A 17,728-nucleotide genomic window follows, 5' to 3' on the forward strand; every position below is an offset into this window, starting at 1 on the left:
TTATTGGCCAAACCTTATGTATAATCACATAAAATAAGAAGATGGAGTCGGAATCATGCTTCAAAACGAAAAAGATGAACAATATATGTTACTGGCTATGAAAGAAGCCAGAAAAGCAGAAGAACTGGGTGAAGTTCCGATCGGCGCTGTATTGGTAATGGAAGATGAGGTAATCGCTGCCGCTTATAACCGCCGTGAAATAGAACACCGTTCAGTTGCTCATGCTGAATTGATCGCTATTGATCAAGCATGCAAGAGCAAAGGGGCATGGCGGCTTACCGGAAGCACGCTGTATGTTACCCTGGAGCCTTGTGCCATGTGTGCAGGAGCAATTGTGCTCTCGAGAGTCGACCGTGTTGTCTATGGCGCACATGATCCAAAAGGCGGCTGTGCAGGAACGTTGATGAACCTTTTGCAGGAGGAGCGCTTCAATCACCAATGTGAAGTTGTTCCGGGCGTGCGCGGGCAGGAGTGCAGTGAGATGCTGTCTTCTTTTTTCAGGGGACTCAGAAAACGGAACAAGGAAAAGAAAAAAAATCAGAGCAGTCTTTGATGGGAATACCTGGTACGGGTTGATTTTTTAACGTATGCGTTGTATACTTAATCTTGCACATTTGATATGTGCTCAAACAACGTTATACACTTTGTCGCGCTAGGCGGGGAGGTAGCGGTGCCCTGTACTCGCAATCCGCTGTAGCGAGGCTGAATTCCTCTCCTCGGTTAGTCCTGCGTATGGTCTGACGCAAGTAAGTGGTGTTGACATTCGGGTCCTGCGCAACGGAGACCCATGAACCCTGTCAGGTCCGGAAGGAAGCAGCAGTAAGTGGTCATCTTCGTGTGCCGTGGGGCAGCCTGGATCGAGCTAACTGCTTGCGTAACGCATAGGTTGGCTACACCAAAGAGAGGTGCGCGGCATTTTATATATTCAAACAACAACTCACTCCTTATGGGGTGAGTTTTTTGTTCGTTTTCAGTATAATAGAAGATAGAGCAAATTGACGAAATGAATGAAGGAGGGCATGGGATGAGCTATCAAGCGCTTTACCGTGTCTGGCGGCCGCAGTCCTTTCATGATGTGGTCGGTCAGGAACATATCACCAAGACAATCCAGAACGCACTAATGCAGGACAAGCTTTCCCATGCCTATTTATTCTCAGGCCCGAGGGGAACCGGAAAAACAAGTGCAGCAAAGATCATAGCAAAAGCAGTAAACTGTGAAAAAGCCCCTACAGCGGAACCATGCAATGAGTGTGATAACTGTATTGGAATCACGAACGGTTCGATCTCTGATGTATTAGAGATTGACGCAGCATCAAACACCGGGGTAGACGACATCCGGGATATCCGCGACAAGGTAAAATTTGCCCCGTCAACTGTCCGCTATAAGGTTTACATTATTGACGAGGTACACATGCTTTCAACCGGAGCGTTTAACGCATTGCTTAAAACACTGGAAGAACCTCCACCGCATGTTATCTTTATACTTGCTACAACAGAGCCTCATAAAATTCCGCTGACCATCATTTCACGGTGCCAAAGGTTCGATTTCAAACGCATTTCCAGCCAGTCGATCGTGGACAGGATGAAAACGATCCTGGACTCCAACAGCATTATTCCTGATGATGACGCCCTGCATCTGCTTGCCCGGGCAGCAGAAGGCGGAATGCGTGACGCACTCAGCCTGCTTGATCAGGCAATATCCTACAGTGAAGATGAAGTCAGGGTAGAAGACGTTCTTGCTGTAACCGGAGCAGTGTCCCAGGGATTCTTGTCGCAAGTGGCAGCAGCCTTCAAAGAACAGGATGTCGCAAAAGCACTCCATGTTGCCGGCCGGCTAATGGCTGAAGGAAAAGACCCTGTCCGGTTTATCACGGATTTGATCTATTATTACCGTGACATGCTTTTATATCAGACAGCTCCTGGACTTGAAGAAGTGCTGGACCGTGTAAAAGTCGATGAAGAATTTAAGGAGCTGTCACAGGAAACGGACCGTACATGGATCTACAAGGTTATAGAACTCCTTAACCAGTCTCAGCAGGAAATGAAATGGACAAACCATCCTAAGATTTTCCTCGAGCTTTCCCTGATTAAAATCTGTCAGGAAGAACGACAGGAATCAGCGGGAGCGGGACAGGAGCTTTTAAAGAAAATAGAAGTACTGGAACAGCAGGTGAAGGAACTAAAAGAAAAAGGGGTAGCCCTTGCTCCAGCTGATCCTTCTACCCCTGCTGTCCAGGAAAAGAAAACCTTCCGTACAGCAGGCAGGGGGAGCGGCACGAATACAGGCCGTATAAAAGAAATGCTGAAAAAAGCTTCGAAACCGAATTTGGTCCAATTGAAAAACAATTGGGGAGCGATCATGGAAAAGATAAAATCGGAAAAAGTGAGTGTCTACGCCCTTTTATCCGGCGCTGAACCGGTTGCTTGTTCCGAACAGGATGTCCTGTTGTCTTTCCAGCATGAAATTCACAGCCAAATGGCTTCATCCGACAATATTCGAAGCTGTGTAGAAGGCGTGATTTATAGTACAATAGGGAAGTCCCTAACGATGTTAACCATCCTGCAGCCGGAATGGGATACTGTGAAAAAAGAATTCATCCAGCAGCAGCAGCGCGGGGACGGCAACAGCCAAGCTGAAGCGGAAGATCCTTTAATTGCGGAAGCCAAAAAGCTGTTTGGTGAAGAATTAATTGAAATAAAAGAATAAACCTTTAGGAGGACGATACGTATGATGCGTGGCGGCGGAAACATGAACAATATGATGAAACAAATGCAGAAGATGCAAAAGGAAATGGCAAAAGCCCAGGAAGATCTTAAGGATAAGAAAGCTGAAGGAACAGCTGGCGGCGGAATGGTTACTGTTATTGCCAACGGCCATAAAGAAGTACTCGAAGTTAATATTAAAGAAGATGTAGTGGATCCTGAAGATATCGAAATGCTTCAAGACTTAGTGCTTGCAGCAACGAACGATGCTTTGAAAAAAGTAGATGAGCTTGTGAACCAGGATATGGGTAAATTCACTAAAGGGTTAAACATACCGGGATTATTCTAGGGGGCGGAACATGCATTACCCAGAGCCAATATCAAAGCTGATCGACAGCTTTATGAAATTGCCAGGGATCGGACCAAAAACGGCGGTCCGTCTGGCATTTTTCGTATTAGAGATGCGCGAAGACGATGTACTCGATTTCGGCCGTGCCCTCGTCAACGCTAAACGGAATTTAATCTATTGCACCAACTGCTTCCATATTACGGACCGTGATCCATGCATGATCTGCGACGATTCCAGCAGGGACCGTACGACCATTTGTGTCGTTCATGATTCAAAAGATGTGATAGCTATGGAAAAAATGAAGGACTTTAGAGGGCTTTATCACGTGCTGCATGGCTCCATATCTCCAATAGAAGGAATTGGGCCGGAGGATATCAAGATTGCCGAGCTGTTAAAACGGCTTTCCGATGATACCATCCAGGAAATTATACTGGCCACCGACCCTAATATTGAGGGAGAGGCAACTGCCATGTATATTGCCCGTCTGCTGAAGCCGACCGGCATTAAGGTTACACGTATCGCTCATGGCTTGCCAGTAGGCGGAGATCTGGAATATGCCGACGAGGTGACGTTATCTAAAGCAATGGAAGGCAGACGTGAAATTTAAAAAAAGGAGACACACAGCATGTTTTTCTCCCGAAAAGGACGTTTAAGAAAAGCAGGGGATGAACGTCTTCTAGAAACTCTCCAACAAGTAAAATCAGTATGGACGCACCAGAAAGGTCTGGTGGAAAGAAGCGTCGAGCCTTCTGAACAGGTTATATATGAACTTAAGCTCGCTGAGGCCAAGTATCTGTTTCTCTTAAAAGAGGCTAAAATAAGAAAAGTAACCACAGGAAGACTGAAATAGTCTTCCTGTTCTTTTTTTGGGACATCCCCCATACATTTACTATAAAAGAAGCTGGGGGATGATAACTATGGAACCCGTGATGGTCATTTCCATTCTCGGTAGTGCAATTCTGCTGCTCCTGTTGATCGGGGCGCCGTTAAAACCATTAAGGTGGACAGGTCAGATGCTCATCAGATTATCCATCGGAGCTTTGCTGCTGTTCTTTTTGAACACTGCCGGTGCATCCTATGATATACACGTGCCGATCAATGCGGCTACTGTCTTCATATCAGGGCTGCTTGGCTTGCCAGGCCTTGCCTCACTTGCAGCCATTCAATATTTTATCGTAGGATAGCCCTCTTGCTGCCGAGCAATTTGTTCGGCAATCAGAGGGTCTCTTTTTTATTTTGAAAAAAACTCTTGCAACGTATGAATAAGGGTGGTATATTTATTGAGCTGCTTCTTTTGCTTGCTGACTAAGTCAGTAACCAAAAAACTTTTTCAAAAAAGTTGTTGACTTGGTAGGTGCCCATGTGGTATTCTAATAAAGTCGCCAAAACGAGCGGCACAAACAAAATGTTCTTTGAAAACCAAACAAAAGCCAGGTAAGTCAGGGATTTTACAATCCCATCAATTTCTTATTTTTAAACATTAAGAGCTATATCAAACACTTTATTGGAGAGTTTGATCCTGGCTCAGGATGAACGCTGGCGGCGTGCCTAATACATGCAAGTCGAGCGAACCAAAGAGAGCTTGCTCTCTGAGGTTAGCGGCGGACGGGTGAGTAACACGTGGGTAACCTGCCTGTAAGACGGGGATAACTTCGGGAAACCGAAGCTAATACCGGATGATAAAGAGAAACGCCTGTTTCTCTTTTGAAAGTCGGCCTTGTGCTGACGCTTACAGATGGGCCCGCGGCGCATTAGCTAGTTGGTGAGGTAACGGCTCACCAAGGCGACGATGCGTAGCCGACCTGAGAGGGTGATCGGCCACACTGGGACTGAGACACGGCCCAGACTCCTACGGGAGGCAGCAGTAGGGAATCTTCGGCAATGGACGAAAGTCTGACCGAGCAACGCCGCGTGAGCGATGAAGGCCTTCGGGTCGTAAAGCTCTGTTGTCAGAGAAGAACAAGTACCGGAGTAACTGCCGGTACCTTGACGGTACCTGACCAGAAAGCCACGGCTAACTACGTGCCAGCAGCCGCGGTAATACGTAGGTGGCAAGCGTTATCCGGAATTATTGGGCGTAAAGCGCGCGCAGGCGGTTCTTTAAGTCTGATGTGAAAGCCCACGGCTCAACCGTGGAGGGTCATTGGAAACTGGGGAACTTGAGTGCAGGAGAGAAAAGTGGAATTCCACGTGTAGCGGTGAAATGCGTAGAGATGTGGAGGAACACCAGTGGCGAAGGCGGCTTTTTGGCCTGTAACTGACGCTGAGGCGCGAAAGCGTGGGGAGCAAACAGGATTAGATACCCTGGTAGTCCACGCCGTAAACGATGAGTGCTAGGTGTTGGGGGGTTCCACCCTCAGTGCTGACGTTAACACATTAAGCACTCCGCCTGGGGAGTACGACCGCAAGGTTGAAACTCAAAGGAATTGACGGGGGCCCGCACAAGCAGTGGAGCATGTGGTTTAATTCGAAGCAACGCGAAGAACCTTACCAGGTCTTGACATCCTCTGACCATCCTAGAGATAGGACTTTCCCCTTCGGGGGACAGAGTGACAGGTGGTGCATGGTTGTCGTCAGCTCGTGTCGTGAGATGTTGGGTTAAGTCCCGCAACGAGCGCAACCCTTGACCTTAGTTGCCAGCATTCAGTTGGGCACTCTAAGGTGACTGCCGGTGACAAACCGGAGGAAGGTGGGGATGACGTCAAATCATCATGCCCCTTATGACCTGGGCTACACACGTGCTACAATGGGTGGTACAAAGGGTTGCAAAGCCGCGAGGCCGAGCCAATCCCAAAAAGCCACTCTCAGTTCGGATTGTAGGCTGCAACTCGCCTACATGAAGCCGGAATTGCTAGTAATCGCGGATCAGCATGCCGCGGTGAATACGTTCCCGGGCCTTGTACACACCGCCCGTCACACCACGAGAGTTTGTAACACCCGAAGTCGGTGGGGTAACCTTTTAGGAGCCAGCCGCCGAAGGTGGGACAGATGATTGGGGTGAAGTCGTAACAAGGTAGCCGTATCGGAAGGTGCGGCTGGATCACCTCCTTTCTATGGAGACATGAGTGCACTTAGATGCCTCATGAACTTACCTGAGCTTTTGTTTGGTTTTGAAAGAACATCGTTTCTTTCAAACAATAGAGGTTATGTGACGCATTTTTTTGCGCGCACGGACCATGTTCCTTGAAAACTAGATAACGAAACATCCAAACAAAGCCAACTAATTCATTAGTTGTGCGCTGATTTAGTAACAATTAAGACGATTCAGCAGCGACAAGATCGAGGAAGCGAAGTTCTGGAGGAGCGGAGTGTAGTTCGCCTACATGAGCACCGGAAGAACAAAGCTGACGAAGAGATTGGAAGCTGATCAATCGTCGATAAAGGTTAAGCTAGAAAGGGCGCACGGTGGATGCCTTGGCACTAGGAGCCGAAGAAGGACGGGACGAACACCGATATGCCTCGGGGAGCTGTAAGTAAGCATTGATCCGGGGATTTCCGAATGGGGGAACCCACCATCCGTAATGGGATGGTATCCATATCTGAATACATAGGATATGAGAAGGCAGACCCGGGGAACTGAAACATCTAAGTACCCGGAGGAAGAGAAAGCAAATGCGATTTCCTGAGTAGCGGCGAGCGAAACGGAATCAGCCCAAACCAGAGGGCTTGCCCTCTGGGGTTGTAGGACACTCAACATGGAGTTACAAAGGAACGGGGTAGATGAAGCGGTCTGGAAAGGCCAGCCAAAGAAGGTAACAGCCCTGTAGTTGAAACTTCGTTCCCTCCTGAGTGGATCCTGAGTACGGCGGGACACGTGAAACCCCGTCGGAATCCGGGAGGACCATCTCCCAAGGCTAAATACTCCCTAGTGACCGATAGTGAACCAGTACCGTGAGGGAAAGGTGAAAAGCACCCCGGAAGGGGAGTGAAAGAGATCCTGAAACCGTGTGCCTACAAGTAGTTGGAGCCCATTAACGGGTGACAGCGTGCCTTTTGTAGAATGAACCGGCGAGTTACGATAACGTGCAAGGTTAAGCTGATAAGGCGGAGCCGCAGCGAAAGCGAGTCTGAATAGGGCGCCATAGTACGTTGTCGTAGACCCGAAACCGTGTGATCTACCCATGTCCAGGGTGAAGTTCAGGTAACACTGAATGGAGGCCCGAACCCACGCACGTTGAAAAGTGCGGGGATGAGGTGTGGGTAGGGGTGAAATGCCAATCGAACACGGAGATAGCTGGTTCTCCCCGAAATAGCTTTAGGGCTAGCCTCGCGGCTAGAGTCCTGGAGGTAGAGCACTGATTGGACTAGGGGCCCCCACAGGGTTACCGAATTCAGTCAAACTCCGAATGCCAGAGACTTATCCGCGGGAGTCAGACTGCGAGTGATAAGATCCGTAGTCAAGAGGGAAACAGCCCAGACCATCAGCTAAGGTCCCAAAGTATACGTTAAGTGGGAAAGGATGTGGAGTTGCCCAGACAACCAGGATGTTGGCTTAGAAGCAGCCACCATTTAAAGAGTGCGTAATAGCTCACTGGTCGAGTGACTCTGCGCCGAAAATGTACCGGGGCTAAACGTATCACCGAAGCTATGGATTGTACCGTAAGGTACAGTGGTAGGGGAGCGTTCGAAGTGCAGTGAAGTCAGACCGGAAGGACTGGTGGAGCGCTTTGAAGTGAGAATGCCGGTATGAGTAGCGAAAGACAAGTGAGAATCTTGTCCATCGAAAGCCTAAGGTTTCCTGAGGAAGGCTCGTCCGCTCAGGGTTAGTCGGGACCTAAGCCGAGGCCGAAAGGCGTAGGCGATGGCCAACAGGTTGAAATTCCTGTACCACCTCCTTTCCGTTTGAACGACGGGGGGACGCAGGAAGGTAGGGAGAGCGCGCGATTGGAAATGCGCGTCTAAGCAGTTAGGCTGATTGTGAGGCAAATCCCGCAATCGTGAAGGCTGAGCTGTGACGGCGAGGGAAATTACAGTACCGAAGTCCCTGATCCTACACTGCCAAGAAAAGCCTCTAGTGAGGAAAGAGGTGCCCGTACCGCAAACCGACACAGGTAGGCGAGGAGAGAATCCTAAGATGATCGGGAGAACTCTCGTTAAGGAACTCGGCAAAATGACCCCGTAACTTCGGGAGAAGGGGTGCTCTGATAGGGTTAACGCCCGAGAGAGCCGCAGTGAATAGATCCAAGCGACTGTTTAGCAAAAACACAGGTCTCTGCGAAGCCGCAAGGCGAAGTATAGGGGCTGACACCTGCCCGGTGCTGGAAGGTTAAGAGGAGGGGTTATCCCTTACGGGAGAAGCTCTGAATTGAAGCCCCAGTAAACGGCGGCCGTAACTATAACGGTCCTAAGGTAGCGAAATTCCTTGTCGGGTAAGTTCCGACCCGCACGAAAGGTGTAACGACTTGGATACTGTCTCAACGAGAGACCCGGTGAAATTATAGTACCTGTGAAGATGCAGGTTACCCGCGACAGGACGGAAAGACCCCATGGAGCTTTACTGCAGCTTGATATTGGATTTTGGTACAGTTTGTACAGGATAGGTAGGAGCCTGAGAAGTCGGAGCGCCAGCTTCGATGGAGGCGTCGGTGGGATACTACCCTGACTGTATTGAAATTCTAACCTGGAACCGTGATCCGGTTCGGAGACAGTGTCAGGTGGGCAGTTTGACTGGGGCGGTCGCCTCCTAAATTGTAACGGAGGCGCCCAAAGGTTCCCTCAGAATGGTTGGAAATCATTCGCAGAGTGTAAAGGCACAAGGGAGCTTGACTGCGAGACCTACAAGTCGAGCAGGGACGAAAGTCGGGCTTAGTGATCCGGTGGTTCCGCATGGAAGGGCCATCGCTCAACGGATAAAAGCTACCCTGGGGATAACAGGCTTATCTCCCCCAAGAGTCCACATCGACGGGGAGGTTTGGCACCTCGATGTCGGCTCATCGCATCCTGGGGCTGAAGTAGGTCCCAAGGGTTGGGCTGTTCGCCCATTAAAGCGGTACGCGAGCTGGGTTCAGAACGTCGTGAGACAGTTCGGTCCCTATCCGTCGCGGGCGCAGGAAATTTGAGAGGAGCTGTCCTTAGTACGAGAGGACCGGGATGGACACACCGCTGGTGTACCAGTTGTTCCGCCAGGGGCATAGCTGGGTAGCTACGTGTGGACGGGATAAGTGCTGAAAGCATCTAAGCATGAAGCCCCCCTCAAGATGAGATTTCCCATCACGTTAAGTGAGTAAGACCCCTTAGAGATGATGAGGTTGATAGGTCTGGTGTGGAAGCGTGGTGACACGTGGAGCTGACAGATACTAATCGGTCGAGGGCTTATCCTTAAAATAATCAGAAGTTTGGATGAAGAAGTTATCTAGTTTTGAGGGAATATACCTCAAAATATGTCTGGTGGCGATAGCGAAGAGGTCACACCCGTTCCCATACCGAACACGGAAGTTAAGCTCTTCAGCGCCGATGGTAGTTGGGGGCTTCCCCCTGTAAGAGTAGGACGTTGCCGGGCAAGAACGAAGCACTGCTGGAAAGATTCCAGCAGTGCTTTTTTGTATGTTCTTTTTTGTGACAATGATGGGTTTGGCATGTAAAGGGTGAAAAGTCGCACGTAAAGTCTCCATTCCCGCATGTAAACACTTCAAAGTCGCACGTAAAAGGGCCGAAGCCGCATGTAAACCGTACAAACCCGCAAGTAACGATTCCGAATCAACAAAGTAGAACCTTCAAATCCTTATCCATTAGCCACAAAAAGAGGATTTTTAAAGAGAACACGAAAGGATAAAGCCTATACAAACTAATTACTTGTTCTATTTTTCATAAAACCATCGAGGGATCAACCCAATAAGTATGAAAATGACGTGATATGCAAGTAAATCTTGTCGAATCGCAAGTAACGGCTGTGAAATCGCAAGTAAACGCTGTCGAACCGCAAGTAAACAAGCCAACGCCGCAAGTAATCCCACTAAATCCGCAAGTAACGATCCATTCAGCCAACGGAATCCAATCATACAGTCAGAAGCCATTACTTTTACCATCTTGTCCTTCGAGCATAGAATATTTATTTCACTGAACCGGCCGGGAAGGCTTTAATTTTCCAAGACAGACACGAACAAATTCTGTTTCACATACATTGAACTAGAGCCTAAACAGAAACGAAGATTAATAAGGTACGAGAGTATAGATCGGAGGAACTCTGGGAAGAATGAAGTAATGGAGGTGGATGAAAATGAAATCATCATTGAAACCAACAGGGGAAATGTGTTTAATATGCGAGGAGCATAAGCAGACTGGTATTCATATTTTACATCAATACATTTGTATGGACTGCGAGGAAAAAATAGTTTCTGCTGAAACCAATGACGAGTATTACAAACACTATTTAAATCAATTAAGAAAACTAAAATTAGTTAATTCTTCTGTATAAAACAGGCCATGTTGGCCTGTTTTTCTCTTTGGAGCGAAAAGCAGAGAGGTTTGAGATATGCTAAAATAGAAGGATAAACAGTAACTTCATGCAAGAAAAAAGGATTGCACATGATAAATGAACAAAGAACTCCCTTATATGATGCCCTCATACGGCATAGCCATAAAACAAAATGGTCCTTTCATGTTCCAGGTCATAAAAATGGAGCCATCGGTTTTGGCGGCAAGCAAAACAAAACCTTTGCCTCCGTTCTTCCTATAGATGTGACGGAGCTGACTGGACTGGATGATCTGCATGAACCATCTGAAGCCATTCAGGAGGCGCAAGTGTTGACGGCTTCCTTGTATGGCGTTAACTCCAGTTATTTTTTAGTGGGAGGAAGTACCGCGGGAAACCTGGTCATGCTTTTGTCCGCTTTTCAAGAGAATGATGTAGTGTTCGTTCAGCGCAATTGCCATAAGTCTGTCTTAAACGGGCTTGAGCTGGCAGGGCTGCAGCCGGTGTTTCTCTCTCCGGGCATCGATCCGGTTGGCCAGTTTGCCACGGGTCTTACTCTTGAAGTGGTAAAAGAAGGTATAAGGAAGTTTCCGGCAGCCAAAGGCATTATGCTGACTAACCCCAACTATTATGGAATGTCGGTAGATCTTAAGGAAATAATTCATTATTTGCACGAGAACGGACTGGTTGTACTGGTGGATGAGGCCCATGGAGCCCACTTTGGACGGGATGGGCAGTTTCCCGAAAGTTCACTTGAAGCTGGAGCTGACATGGTTGTTCATTCTGCTCATAAAACATTGCCTGCTATGACCATGGGTGCGTACTTGCATTTCAATAGTTTTCGTATTGATGAAAAGAGGGTAAAACATTATTTACAAGCCCTTCAATCCAGTTCGCCATCTTATCCCATCATGGCCTCGCTGGATTTGGCCAGAGCCTATTTAGCCAGACTGACTCCAAGGGATTTTAATGAAATAAAAAAAGATGGTGATCATTTCCGGAAAGCTCTGAACCGTATTCCTCAACTAAATGTGCTGACTGCTTCGGCCGGCTGCGTGATGGACCCTCTAAAAGTTACCGTACAGAGCACGACGGGTCTTACCGGATATGAGCTGCAGGAGAAGCTAGAGGAGAAGGGGATTTTTACGGAACTCGCAGATCCCATGAATGTCCTGTTTGTTCTGCCCCTTGGAAGGATACCGGATCTCAGCGCATTGATTGAAGCCATTCAAGGCGCCCTGTCAGACGGGATGTTTCACAAGGAACATTCTCGAATCCCTTTACAGAGGGAAGGGACAGGCATCAGCCCCCTTGCAGTAAGCTATAAAGAGATGCTTAAGATGGAGAGTGCAGAAATATGGATATCCCACTCCTCCGGACACATAGCTGCCCAGTCCGTTATTCCATATCCGCCCGGCATTCCTTTGATTGCCAAGGGAGAACGAATTTCTGATGAAATGGTGAAAAACTACCAATATCTATTAGAGCAGGGCGCCCGTTTTCAGGGAGGCCAAGGCAAAAAAATAAACGTATATGCTGAACAGAAGGAAGAATAGACGTGAACGGATTATTTATTACGATAGAGGGCCCGGATGGCTCAGGAAAATCAACACAGATTAAAAAACTGGCTGATTATTTAGAAGAAAGCCGTATTCCATATCTTTTAACCCGTGAACCGGGAGGAACAGCGGTCAGCGACCGGATCCGCTCTTTGATTTTAGATCCGGCTCACCCAGAAATGGCGGATGAGACGGAAGTGCTGCTGTATGCCGCTTCACGGGCACAGCATGTGAAAGAAAAAATTGTTCCGGCGTTGCAGGAGGGCACACTGGTACTGTGTGACCGTTTTGTCGATGCGTCCATTGCCTATCAAGCCTATGGACTCGGTATTCCTGTGGAGGACGTCACCGCGATCAATCGCTTTGCAACAGGTGGATTAAGCCCGGACCGAAGCTACCTCATCGATATTTCTCCTGAAGCAGGCAGGGAACGGATGGTCAGCCGATATACTGAAGAAGGACTTGACCGTATAGAGCAGAAACAGCTGGAGTATCATGAGAGAGTAAGATCAGGATTCAGGAAAATTTACTCAGAAAACAAGGAACGTTTTCTTCTTGTAGATGGAAACCAGACTATAGACCAAGTTTTTGATGTCATCAAAAAGGATATTAAACTTCTTCTAGCGAACCGATATAACTAATAAATAACAGGAGGGAAAAGTATGAAAATGATCATTGCGGTGGTTCAGGATAAGGATAGCAGCCGTTTGGCGGATGCGCTTGTTAAACATGAGTTCCGTGCGACCAAGCTGGCGACGACCGGAGGCTTCCTTAAAGCAGGGAATACGACGTTCATGATTGGTGTGGAAGATCAGCAAGTGGACCGTGTAATGGACATCATCAAAGAGAACTGCAAGAGCCGCAATCAGCTGGTTGCCCCTGTATCGCCGATGGGCGGTAATGCTGATGCATACGTTCCCTATCCTGTTGAAGTAGAAGTTGGAGGAGCCACTGTATTTGTTCTTCCTGTGGAAAGCTTTCAGCAGTTTTAAAATGACGGAGGAATCAAAATGAAAATTGGCCAAGATCCCCGCCCTTTAATCGATACGAAACAAAAAGAAGGAAAGCTCAGCGGAAAAAGCGGACATGCTTTTGGCGAAGCTGTTACGAGCCATCAGGAAAAGCTGCAGTCCGATCAGCTAGGCACTCTTTTTAAGGACGTAGAGAAGCAGGGGCAGCGGCTTGCTCAGTATCAGACCATGAGAGATTTTAATCAGTATAAACAGCTTGTGCAGCGTTTTGTAAAAGAAGCTGTTGATTTTGGCATGAATCTGAAACAGAGCCGCGGCTGGAACAGCCAGGGAAGGCAGCAGACCACGAGACTTGTCCAAGAAGTAGATACGAAGCTTCTGGAAATGACAGATTTGATGTTGAAAAAGGAAGAAAAATCAATCGGCCTGCTCGATAAGATCGGTGAAGTCAAAGGTCTTTTGATTAATCTGTATACGTAGGTGGAAAAAAAATGAGCTGGGAACAATTAAGTGAACGGCAGCCAAGAGCTGTAAAAACGTTAACGAATAGTGTTAAGAAAGATCGTCTCGCTCATGCTTATGTGTTTGAGGGGGGCCATGGAACAGGAAAAATGGATATGGCCCTGCAGCTCGCAAAAACATTTTTGTGCAGGGAAACAACAAGTGTTGAACCATGCGGAGAATGTAAGGATTGTAAGAGGATCGACTCAGGAAATCATCCGGACGTTCATATCGTCCAGCCTGAAGGGCAATCCATTAAAATTGATCAGATCCGCGGTCTTCAAAAGGAATTTGCTTATCATGGAATGGAATCAGATAAAAAAGTATACATTGTTGAACATTCCGATCGTATGACGGTACAGGCCGCAAACAGCCTGCTTAAATTTTTGGAAGAACCGACGTCATCCACGATCGCCTTTTTATTGACAGAACAGGTGCATCGTCTGCTGGAAACCATTCTTTCCAGGTCACAGGTTGTTTCCTTTTCCCCTCTTCCGCCAGAACAGCTTGTGAAATCTTTGCAGGAAGAAGATATCTCTTTGCCTATGGCTGCTATGGCAGCTGCATTAACGAGTGATAAGTCAGAAGCACTCGAAATTTGTAGGCAAGAGTGGTTTGCACAAGCACGAGACAAAGTGATACAATTAACTGAAGAGTTGAGAACTCGTCCCAGCCAGGTATTTGTTTCATTACAGGATAACTGGTTGTCGTTTTTTAAGGAAAAAGATCAACTCGACAATGCATTAAGCCTTTTACTGATCTGGTACAAAGATCTTTTATTTATACAGCTTTCAGAGCCGGAGCACCTGGTATTTGTCGATCAGCGGCAAGCGTTAGAGCAGCAAGCTCTACATACCTCACAGAAAAGAATCAGTGAGAAAATGCTGGCTATCTTAACAGCCAAGCAACGTCTAGGTGCAAACGTAAACCCCCAGCTCCTGATGGAGCAGCTGGTGTTACGATTACGGGAGGGATAAAAGCCTGTGTATGAAGTAGTCGGAGTCCGTTTTAAAAAAGCGGGAAAAATATACTATTTCGATCCTGGCGACCTTGATATCATAAAGGATACATTCGTAATTGTTGAAACAGCGCGCGGAATTGAGTACGGAAAAGTCGTCATAGACAAGAAGCAAGTTGGGGAGAATGATGTTGTACTTCCTTTAAAAAAGGTAGTAAGAAGCGCAAACGAGAAAGATACACTTGCGGTTGATGAAAACAAAAAAGCTGCCCAAAATGCTTTTGAACTGTGTACGGAAAAAATAACCGAGCATAAGCTTGACATGAAATTGGTAGATGTCGAATATACCTTTGACCGAAATAAAGTCATTTTTTATTTCACTGCAGATGGACGCATCGATTTTAGGGAACTGGTTAAAGATCTCGCTTCCATTTTTCGGACGCGGATCGAGCTTCGGCAAATCGGAGTCCGTGATGAAGCAAAAATGCTCGGAGGCATCGGCCCATGCGGAAGAATGCTGTGCTGTTCCACTTTTCTTGGTGATTTTGAACCCGTATCAATTAAAATGGCCAAAGACCAGAATCTATCGCTTAACCCCGCAAAGATTTCTGGATTATGCGGCCGTTTAATGTGCTGTTTAAAATACGAAAATGATTATTATGAAGAAGTCAAAAGAGAGCTTCCAGATGTGGGTGAACATATTGCCACTCCAGATGGAAGAGGTCGCGTTGTTGGATTGAATATGCTCGAAAAACTTGTACAGGTCGAACTGCCGGAACTTGAAAAAGTAACGGAATATACAATTGAAGAGCTCATGAAAGAAAAGGAATTATTTACGCAAGCTACAGAATAACGAGGTGGAAAGCACGTGGAGAAAGATCAGATTTTTTCCCGGGTGACCCATATGGAGCAGCAATTGGCAGCTTTAACGGAACAAATTGGAGACTTAAAAGCAGATCTTGTCGCCTTATTGGAACAGAATCACAACCTGCAAATGGAAAATTACAATTTGCGAAGTGCTCTGAAGCCACAGGAAAAAAAAGGATCCAAATCCTCTGTTAAAAAGCGGCCATTGTCACAAGAATCGGCAGATATCGGGGAAGGCTATGACAACCTGGCCAGGCTGTATCAAGAAGGATTTCATATTTGCAATCTTCATTATGGAAGTGTGCGAACAGAGGGCGACTGCCTGTTCTGTCTGTCATTTCTTAATAAAAAATAAAGAGTCTTTCCACAGGGGAAGACTCTTTTCTATGTTTAAAGAAAAACTCTGTTCGTCAATGTTGTTGATTTTGAGCAGGGTGTGATTAAATCAACAATATGCTTTAAAAAAGCCAAAGAAAATAGTGAGGCAGAAAGAGTGATGAAATGGAAAACCTGTTAAAAGGAGACGAGCGGTTAGACTATCTAGTTGATGAATCTTTGAAAATCATACAGAGCCCATCCGTCTTTTCTTTTTCTCTGGATGCCGTACTGCTGAGCAGGTTTGCCTACGTACCCATTCAAAAGGGAAACATTATCGATCTGTGCACAGGAAACGGAGCCGTCGCCTTGTTATTGACACAGCGTTCGAAGGCAGCCATCACAGGAGTAGAGATTCAGGAACGGCTGAGTGATATGGCCGGCCGTAGCGTGGAAGTTAATGGGATGCAGGATCAGGTATCAATACTGACAGAGAACATCATCAATCTTCCTGGAAAGCTTGGTACAGGAAAGTTTGATACGGTCGTATGCAATCCGCCGTATTTTTCCTCGGTAAATGAAAAAGATTATAATGAGAACCCTTATTTGGCGGTAGCCAGGCACGAGATCCATTGTACACTTGAAGATGTGATCTCAGTGAGCAGCAAGCTGGTAAAGCAGGGAGGTAAAGCTGCGTTCGTTCACCGCCCACAGCGGCTGATGGATATATTGAGCCTGATGAGAAAATATAGGCTTGAGCCCAAAAGGCTGCAGTTTGTTTATCCAAAGCAAGGCGGTGAGGCGAACATGCTGCTTGTTGAGGGAATGAAGGACGGCAAGCCTGATCTTCATATTCTCCCTCCGCTGACCGTGTATAAAGAAGACGGGCAATATACGGAAGAATTGAAGAAGGTCTTCTATGGAAAATAAATTTTATGTTTATATTCTGAAGTGCAGTGATGATACCCTCTATACCGGCTATACCAATAACCTGGAAAAGCGGGTACTGGCTCATGAATCAGGAAAGGGAGCAAAGTACACAAGAGGGAGAGCCCCGCTGCAGCTTGTTTTCTTCGCTGATTTTCCAACTAAAGAAGATGCGATGAAAGCAGAATACCGAATAAAAAGAATGACGAAGAAAGAGAAGGAACACTTGATCAGGAAAGGAGGCGCTGTATACCATGTGGCAGCAGAACAGCTATCAGAGCGGTCATGAAACAGGTTTACTCTATTTAGTTCCTACGCCGATTGGAAATCTGGAGGACATGACTTTTCGTGCGATACGGATTTTAAGGGAAGCTGATTACATAGGAGCGGAAGATACAAGGCAGACGAAAAAGCTCTGCAATTACTTTGAGATCCAGACCCCTCTTTTCAGCTACCATGAACATAATAAAGAAGTGAGCGGCATGAAGCTCATCGACCTGCTGAAAGAAGGAAAAACAGTGGCACTTGTTTCAGATGCAGGAACACCGGCCATTTCCGATCCGGGTTATGAACTTGTTGTGAGCGCACTGCAGGAAAAGATTCCTGTTGTTCCTCTCCCCGGGGCGAATGCGGCATTATCTTCATTAATTGCTTCAGGACTTAATACGAAGGATTTTTACTTTTACGGATTTTTGCCACGGGGCAAGAAAGAAAAGAAAGAACAGCTTGAGCGGCTCAAGTCCTATCCATTTACGATGATCTTTTATGAGTCTCCCCATCGACTGAAAGAAACCTTATCCATTATGCATGACATTTTGGGTGAGCGGAGTGTTTCGATGGCGAGAGAATTGACAAAGAAATATGAGGAGTTCATCAGAGGTCCATTAAGCACGTTGGTGGATTGGGCTAAGGAAACAGAGATCAGAGGCGAGTTTTGCCTGGTGATTGAAGGCTCGTCAGATGCACCTGAAGAAAAGGCAGAATCTCAGTGGTGGGATCCTCTGACGCTTGTTGAACACGTCCAGCATTACATCGATGAAGAACAGCTAAAAAGTAAAGAAGCGGTAAAAAAAGCAGCGGCTGACCGAAATCTGCCAAAGCGAGAAGTATACCAGGCCTATCACGTTGAAAATGAAAGCTAATCACATAAAAAAGAGCCTCCTGTCA

At 46.9% G+C, this 17,728-nt stretch carries 18 protein-coding genes, 3 rRNA genes and 1 other RNA gene; 21 read left to right on the forward strand and 1 reads right to left on the reverse strand.

The window, feature by feature from the left end:
* The first annotated feature begins 55 nt into the window (after positions 1 to 55).
* The 10 genes from tadA to rrf all read left to right on the forward strand — a co-directional run bounded on the left by tadA (position 56) and on the right by rrf (position 9,551).
* Entirely contained in the window at positions 56 to 553 is a 498-nt protein-coding gene (gene tadA / locus LCY76_RS00170; RefSeq protein ID WP_248251019.1) for a tRNA adenosine(34) deaminase TadA, read from the forward strand.
* 94 nt (positions 554 to 647) lie between these two features.
* An RNA gene (gene ffs, locus LCY76_RS00175) (signal recognition particle sRNA large type) lies at positions 648 to 913 on the forward strand.
* A 111-nt stretch (positions 914 to 1,024) separates the two neighbouring features.
* A complete protein-coding gene (gene dnaX, locus LCY76_RS00180; RefSeq protein WP_248251020.1) occupies positions 1,025 to 2,707 on the forward strand; it encodes a DNA polymerase III subunit gamma/tau in 1,683 nt (560 codons plus the stop codon).
* A gap of 21 nt (positions 2,708 to 2,728) precedes the next feature.
* The gene (locus LCY76_RS00185) at positions 2,729 to 3,052 is read left to right on the forward strand and encodes a YbaB/EbfC family nucleoid-associated protein (RefSeq protein ID WP_053356289.1); all 324 of its coding nucleotides are present in this window, start codon (positions 2,729 to 2,731) and stop codon (positions 3,050 to 3,052) included.
* Between the two features lie 10 nt (positions 3,053 to 3,062).
* Positions 3,063 to 3,659 (forward strand): recombination mediator RecR, encoded by a 597-nt coding sequence (gene recR / locus LCY76_RS00190; RefSeq protein ID WP_053356288.1) that lies wholly within the window; start codon positions 3,063 to 3,065, stop codon positions 3,657 to 3,659.
* A gap of 18 nt (positions 3,660 to 3,677) precedes the next feature.
* On the forward strand, positions 3,678 to 3,902 hold the full coding sequence (locus tag LCY76_RS00195; protein ID WP_053356287.1) for a YaaL family protein: 225 nt from the start codon (positions 3,678 to 3,680) through the stop codon (positions 3,900 to 3,902).
* Between the two features lie 67 nt (positions 3,903 to 3,969).
* Positions 3,970 to 4,236, forward strand: coding sequence for a pro-sigmaK processing inhibitor BofA family protein (locus LCY76_RS00200; RefSeq protein WP_062240420.1), 267 nt, complete (start codon positions 3,970 to 3,972; stop codon positions 4,234 to 4,236).
* A 317-nt stretch (positions 4,237 to 4,553) separates the two neighbouring features.
* Positions 4,554 to 6,103 (forward strand): 16S ribosomal RNA (locus LCY76_RS00205).
* Positions 6,104 to 6,434: 331 nt separating this feature from the next.
* Positions 6,435 to 9,372 (forward strand): 23S ribosomal RNA (locus LCY76_RS00210).
* 63 nt (positions 9,373 to 9,435) lie between these two features.
* Positions 9,436 to 9,551 (forward strand): 5S ribosomal RNA (gene rrf / locus LCY76_RS00215).
* Together the 16S, 23S and 5S rRNA genes form the textbook arrangement of a ribosomal RNA operon.
* A 298-nt stretch (positions 9,552 to 9,849) precedes the next feature.
* On the opposite strand, the gene LCY76_RS00220 is transcribed toward rrf, so the two are convergent.
* Entirely contained in the window at positions 9,850 to 10,077 is a 228-nt protein-coding gene (locus tag LCY76_RS00220) for a hypothetical protein (RefSeq protein WP_248251021.1), read from the reverse strand.
* A gap of 191 nt (positions 10,078 to 10,268) precedes the next feature.
* Between LCY76_RS00220 and LCY76_RS00225 the strand changes: the two genes are divergently transcribed.
* From LCY76_RS00225 to rsmI, 11 genes are all read left to right on the forward strand, one after another.
* Positions 10,269 to 10,466 (forward strand): sigma factor G inhibitor Gin, encoded by a 198-nt coding sequence (locus tag LCY76_RS00225; protein ID WP_053356285.1) that lies wholly within the window; start codon positions 10,269 to 10,271, stop codon positions 10,464 to 10,466.
* A gap of 113 nt (positions 10,467 to 10,579) precedes the next feature.
* Complete coding sequence (locus LCY76_RS00230; protein WP_248254551.1) at positions 10,580 to 12,019, forward strand: aminotransferase class I/II-fold pyridoxal phosphate-dependent enzyme; 1,440 nt, start codon at positions 10,580 to 10,582, stop codon at positions 12,017 to 12,019.
* Positions 12,020 to 12,021: 2 nt separating this feature from the next.
* A complete protein-coding gene (gene tmk / locus LCY76_RS00235; RefSeq protein ID WP_248251022.1) occupies positions 12,022 to 12,663 on the forward strand; it encodes a dTMP kinase in 642 nt (213 codons plus the stop codon).
* A 21-nt stretch (positions 12,664 to 12,684) separates the two neighbouring features.
* Entirely contained in the window at positions 12,685 to 13,014 is a 330-nt protein-coding gene (locus LCY76_RS00240) for a cyclic-di-AMP receptor (RefSeq protein WP_053356283.1), read from the forward strand.
* A gap of 18 nt (positions 13,015 to 13,032) precedes the next feature.
* Positions 13,033 to 13,473: a YaaR family protein gene (locus tag LCY76_RS00245; RefSeq protein ID WP_091010633.1), complete on the forward strand. Its 441-nt coding sequence runs from the start codon at positions 13,033 to 13,035 to the stop codon at positions 13,471 to 13,473.
* 11 nt (positions 13,474 to 13,484) lie between these two features.
* On the forward strand, positions 13,485 to 14,471 hold the full coding sequence (holB, locus tag LCY76_RS00250) for a DNA polymerase III subunit delta' (protein ID WP_248251023.1): 987 nt from the start codon (positions 13,485 to 13,487) through the stop codon (positions 14,469 to 14,471).
* A gap of 6 nt (positions 14,472 to 14,477) precedes the next feature.
* On the forward strand, positions 14,478 to 15,305 hold the full coding sequence (locus LCY76_RS00255; RefSeq protein WP_053356280.1) for a PSP1 domain-containing protein: 828 nt from the start codon (positions 14,478 to 14,480) through the stop codon (positions 15,303 to 15,305).
* A 15-nt stretch (positions 15,306 to 15,320) separates the two neighbouring features.
* Positions 15,321 to 15,674 (forward strand): DNA replication initiation control protein YabA, encoded by a 354-nt coding sequence (yabA, locus tag LCY76_RS00260; RefSeq protein WP_248251024.1) that lies wholly within the window; start codon positions 15,321 to 15,323, stop codon positions 15,672 to 15,674.
* A 146-nt stretch (positions 15,675 to 15,820) separates the two neighbouring features.
* Positions 15,821 to 16,564 carry a tRNA1(Val) (adenine(37)-N6)-methyltransferase gene (locus tag LCY76_RS00265; protein ID WP_248251025.1) on the forward strand — a complete coding sequence of 248 codons (744 nt, stop codon included), beginning with the start codon at positions 15,821 to 15,823 and terminating at the stop codon, positions 16,562 to 16,564.
* On the forward strand, positions 16,554 to 16,850 hold the full coding sequence (locus LCY76_RS00270) for a GIY-YIG nuclease family protein (protein ID WP_248251026.1): 297 nt from the start codon (positions 16,554 to 16,556) through the stop codon (positions 16,848 to 16,850). Before LCY76_RS00265 ends, LCY76_RS00270 begins: the two co-directional genes overlap by 11 nt.
* Positions 16,816 to 17,703 (forward strand): 16S rRNA (cytidine(1402)-2'-O)-methyltransferase, encoded by an 888-nt coding sequence (gene rsmI / locus LCY76_RS00275; RefSeq protein ID WP_248251027.1) that lies wholly within the window; start codon positions 16,816 to 16,818, stop codon positions 17,701 to 17,703. The genes LCY76_RS00270 and rsmI overlap by 35 nt, the downstream gene beginning before the upstream one ends.
* Positions 17,704 to 17,728: the final 25 nt, after the last annotated feature.

It is taken from the genome of Fictibacillus marinisediminis, assembly GCF_023149135.1.
Taxonomy (GTDB): Bacteria; Bacillota; Bacilli; order Bacillales; family Fictibacillaceae; genus Fictibacillus_C; species Fictibacillus_C marinisediminis.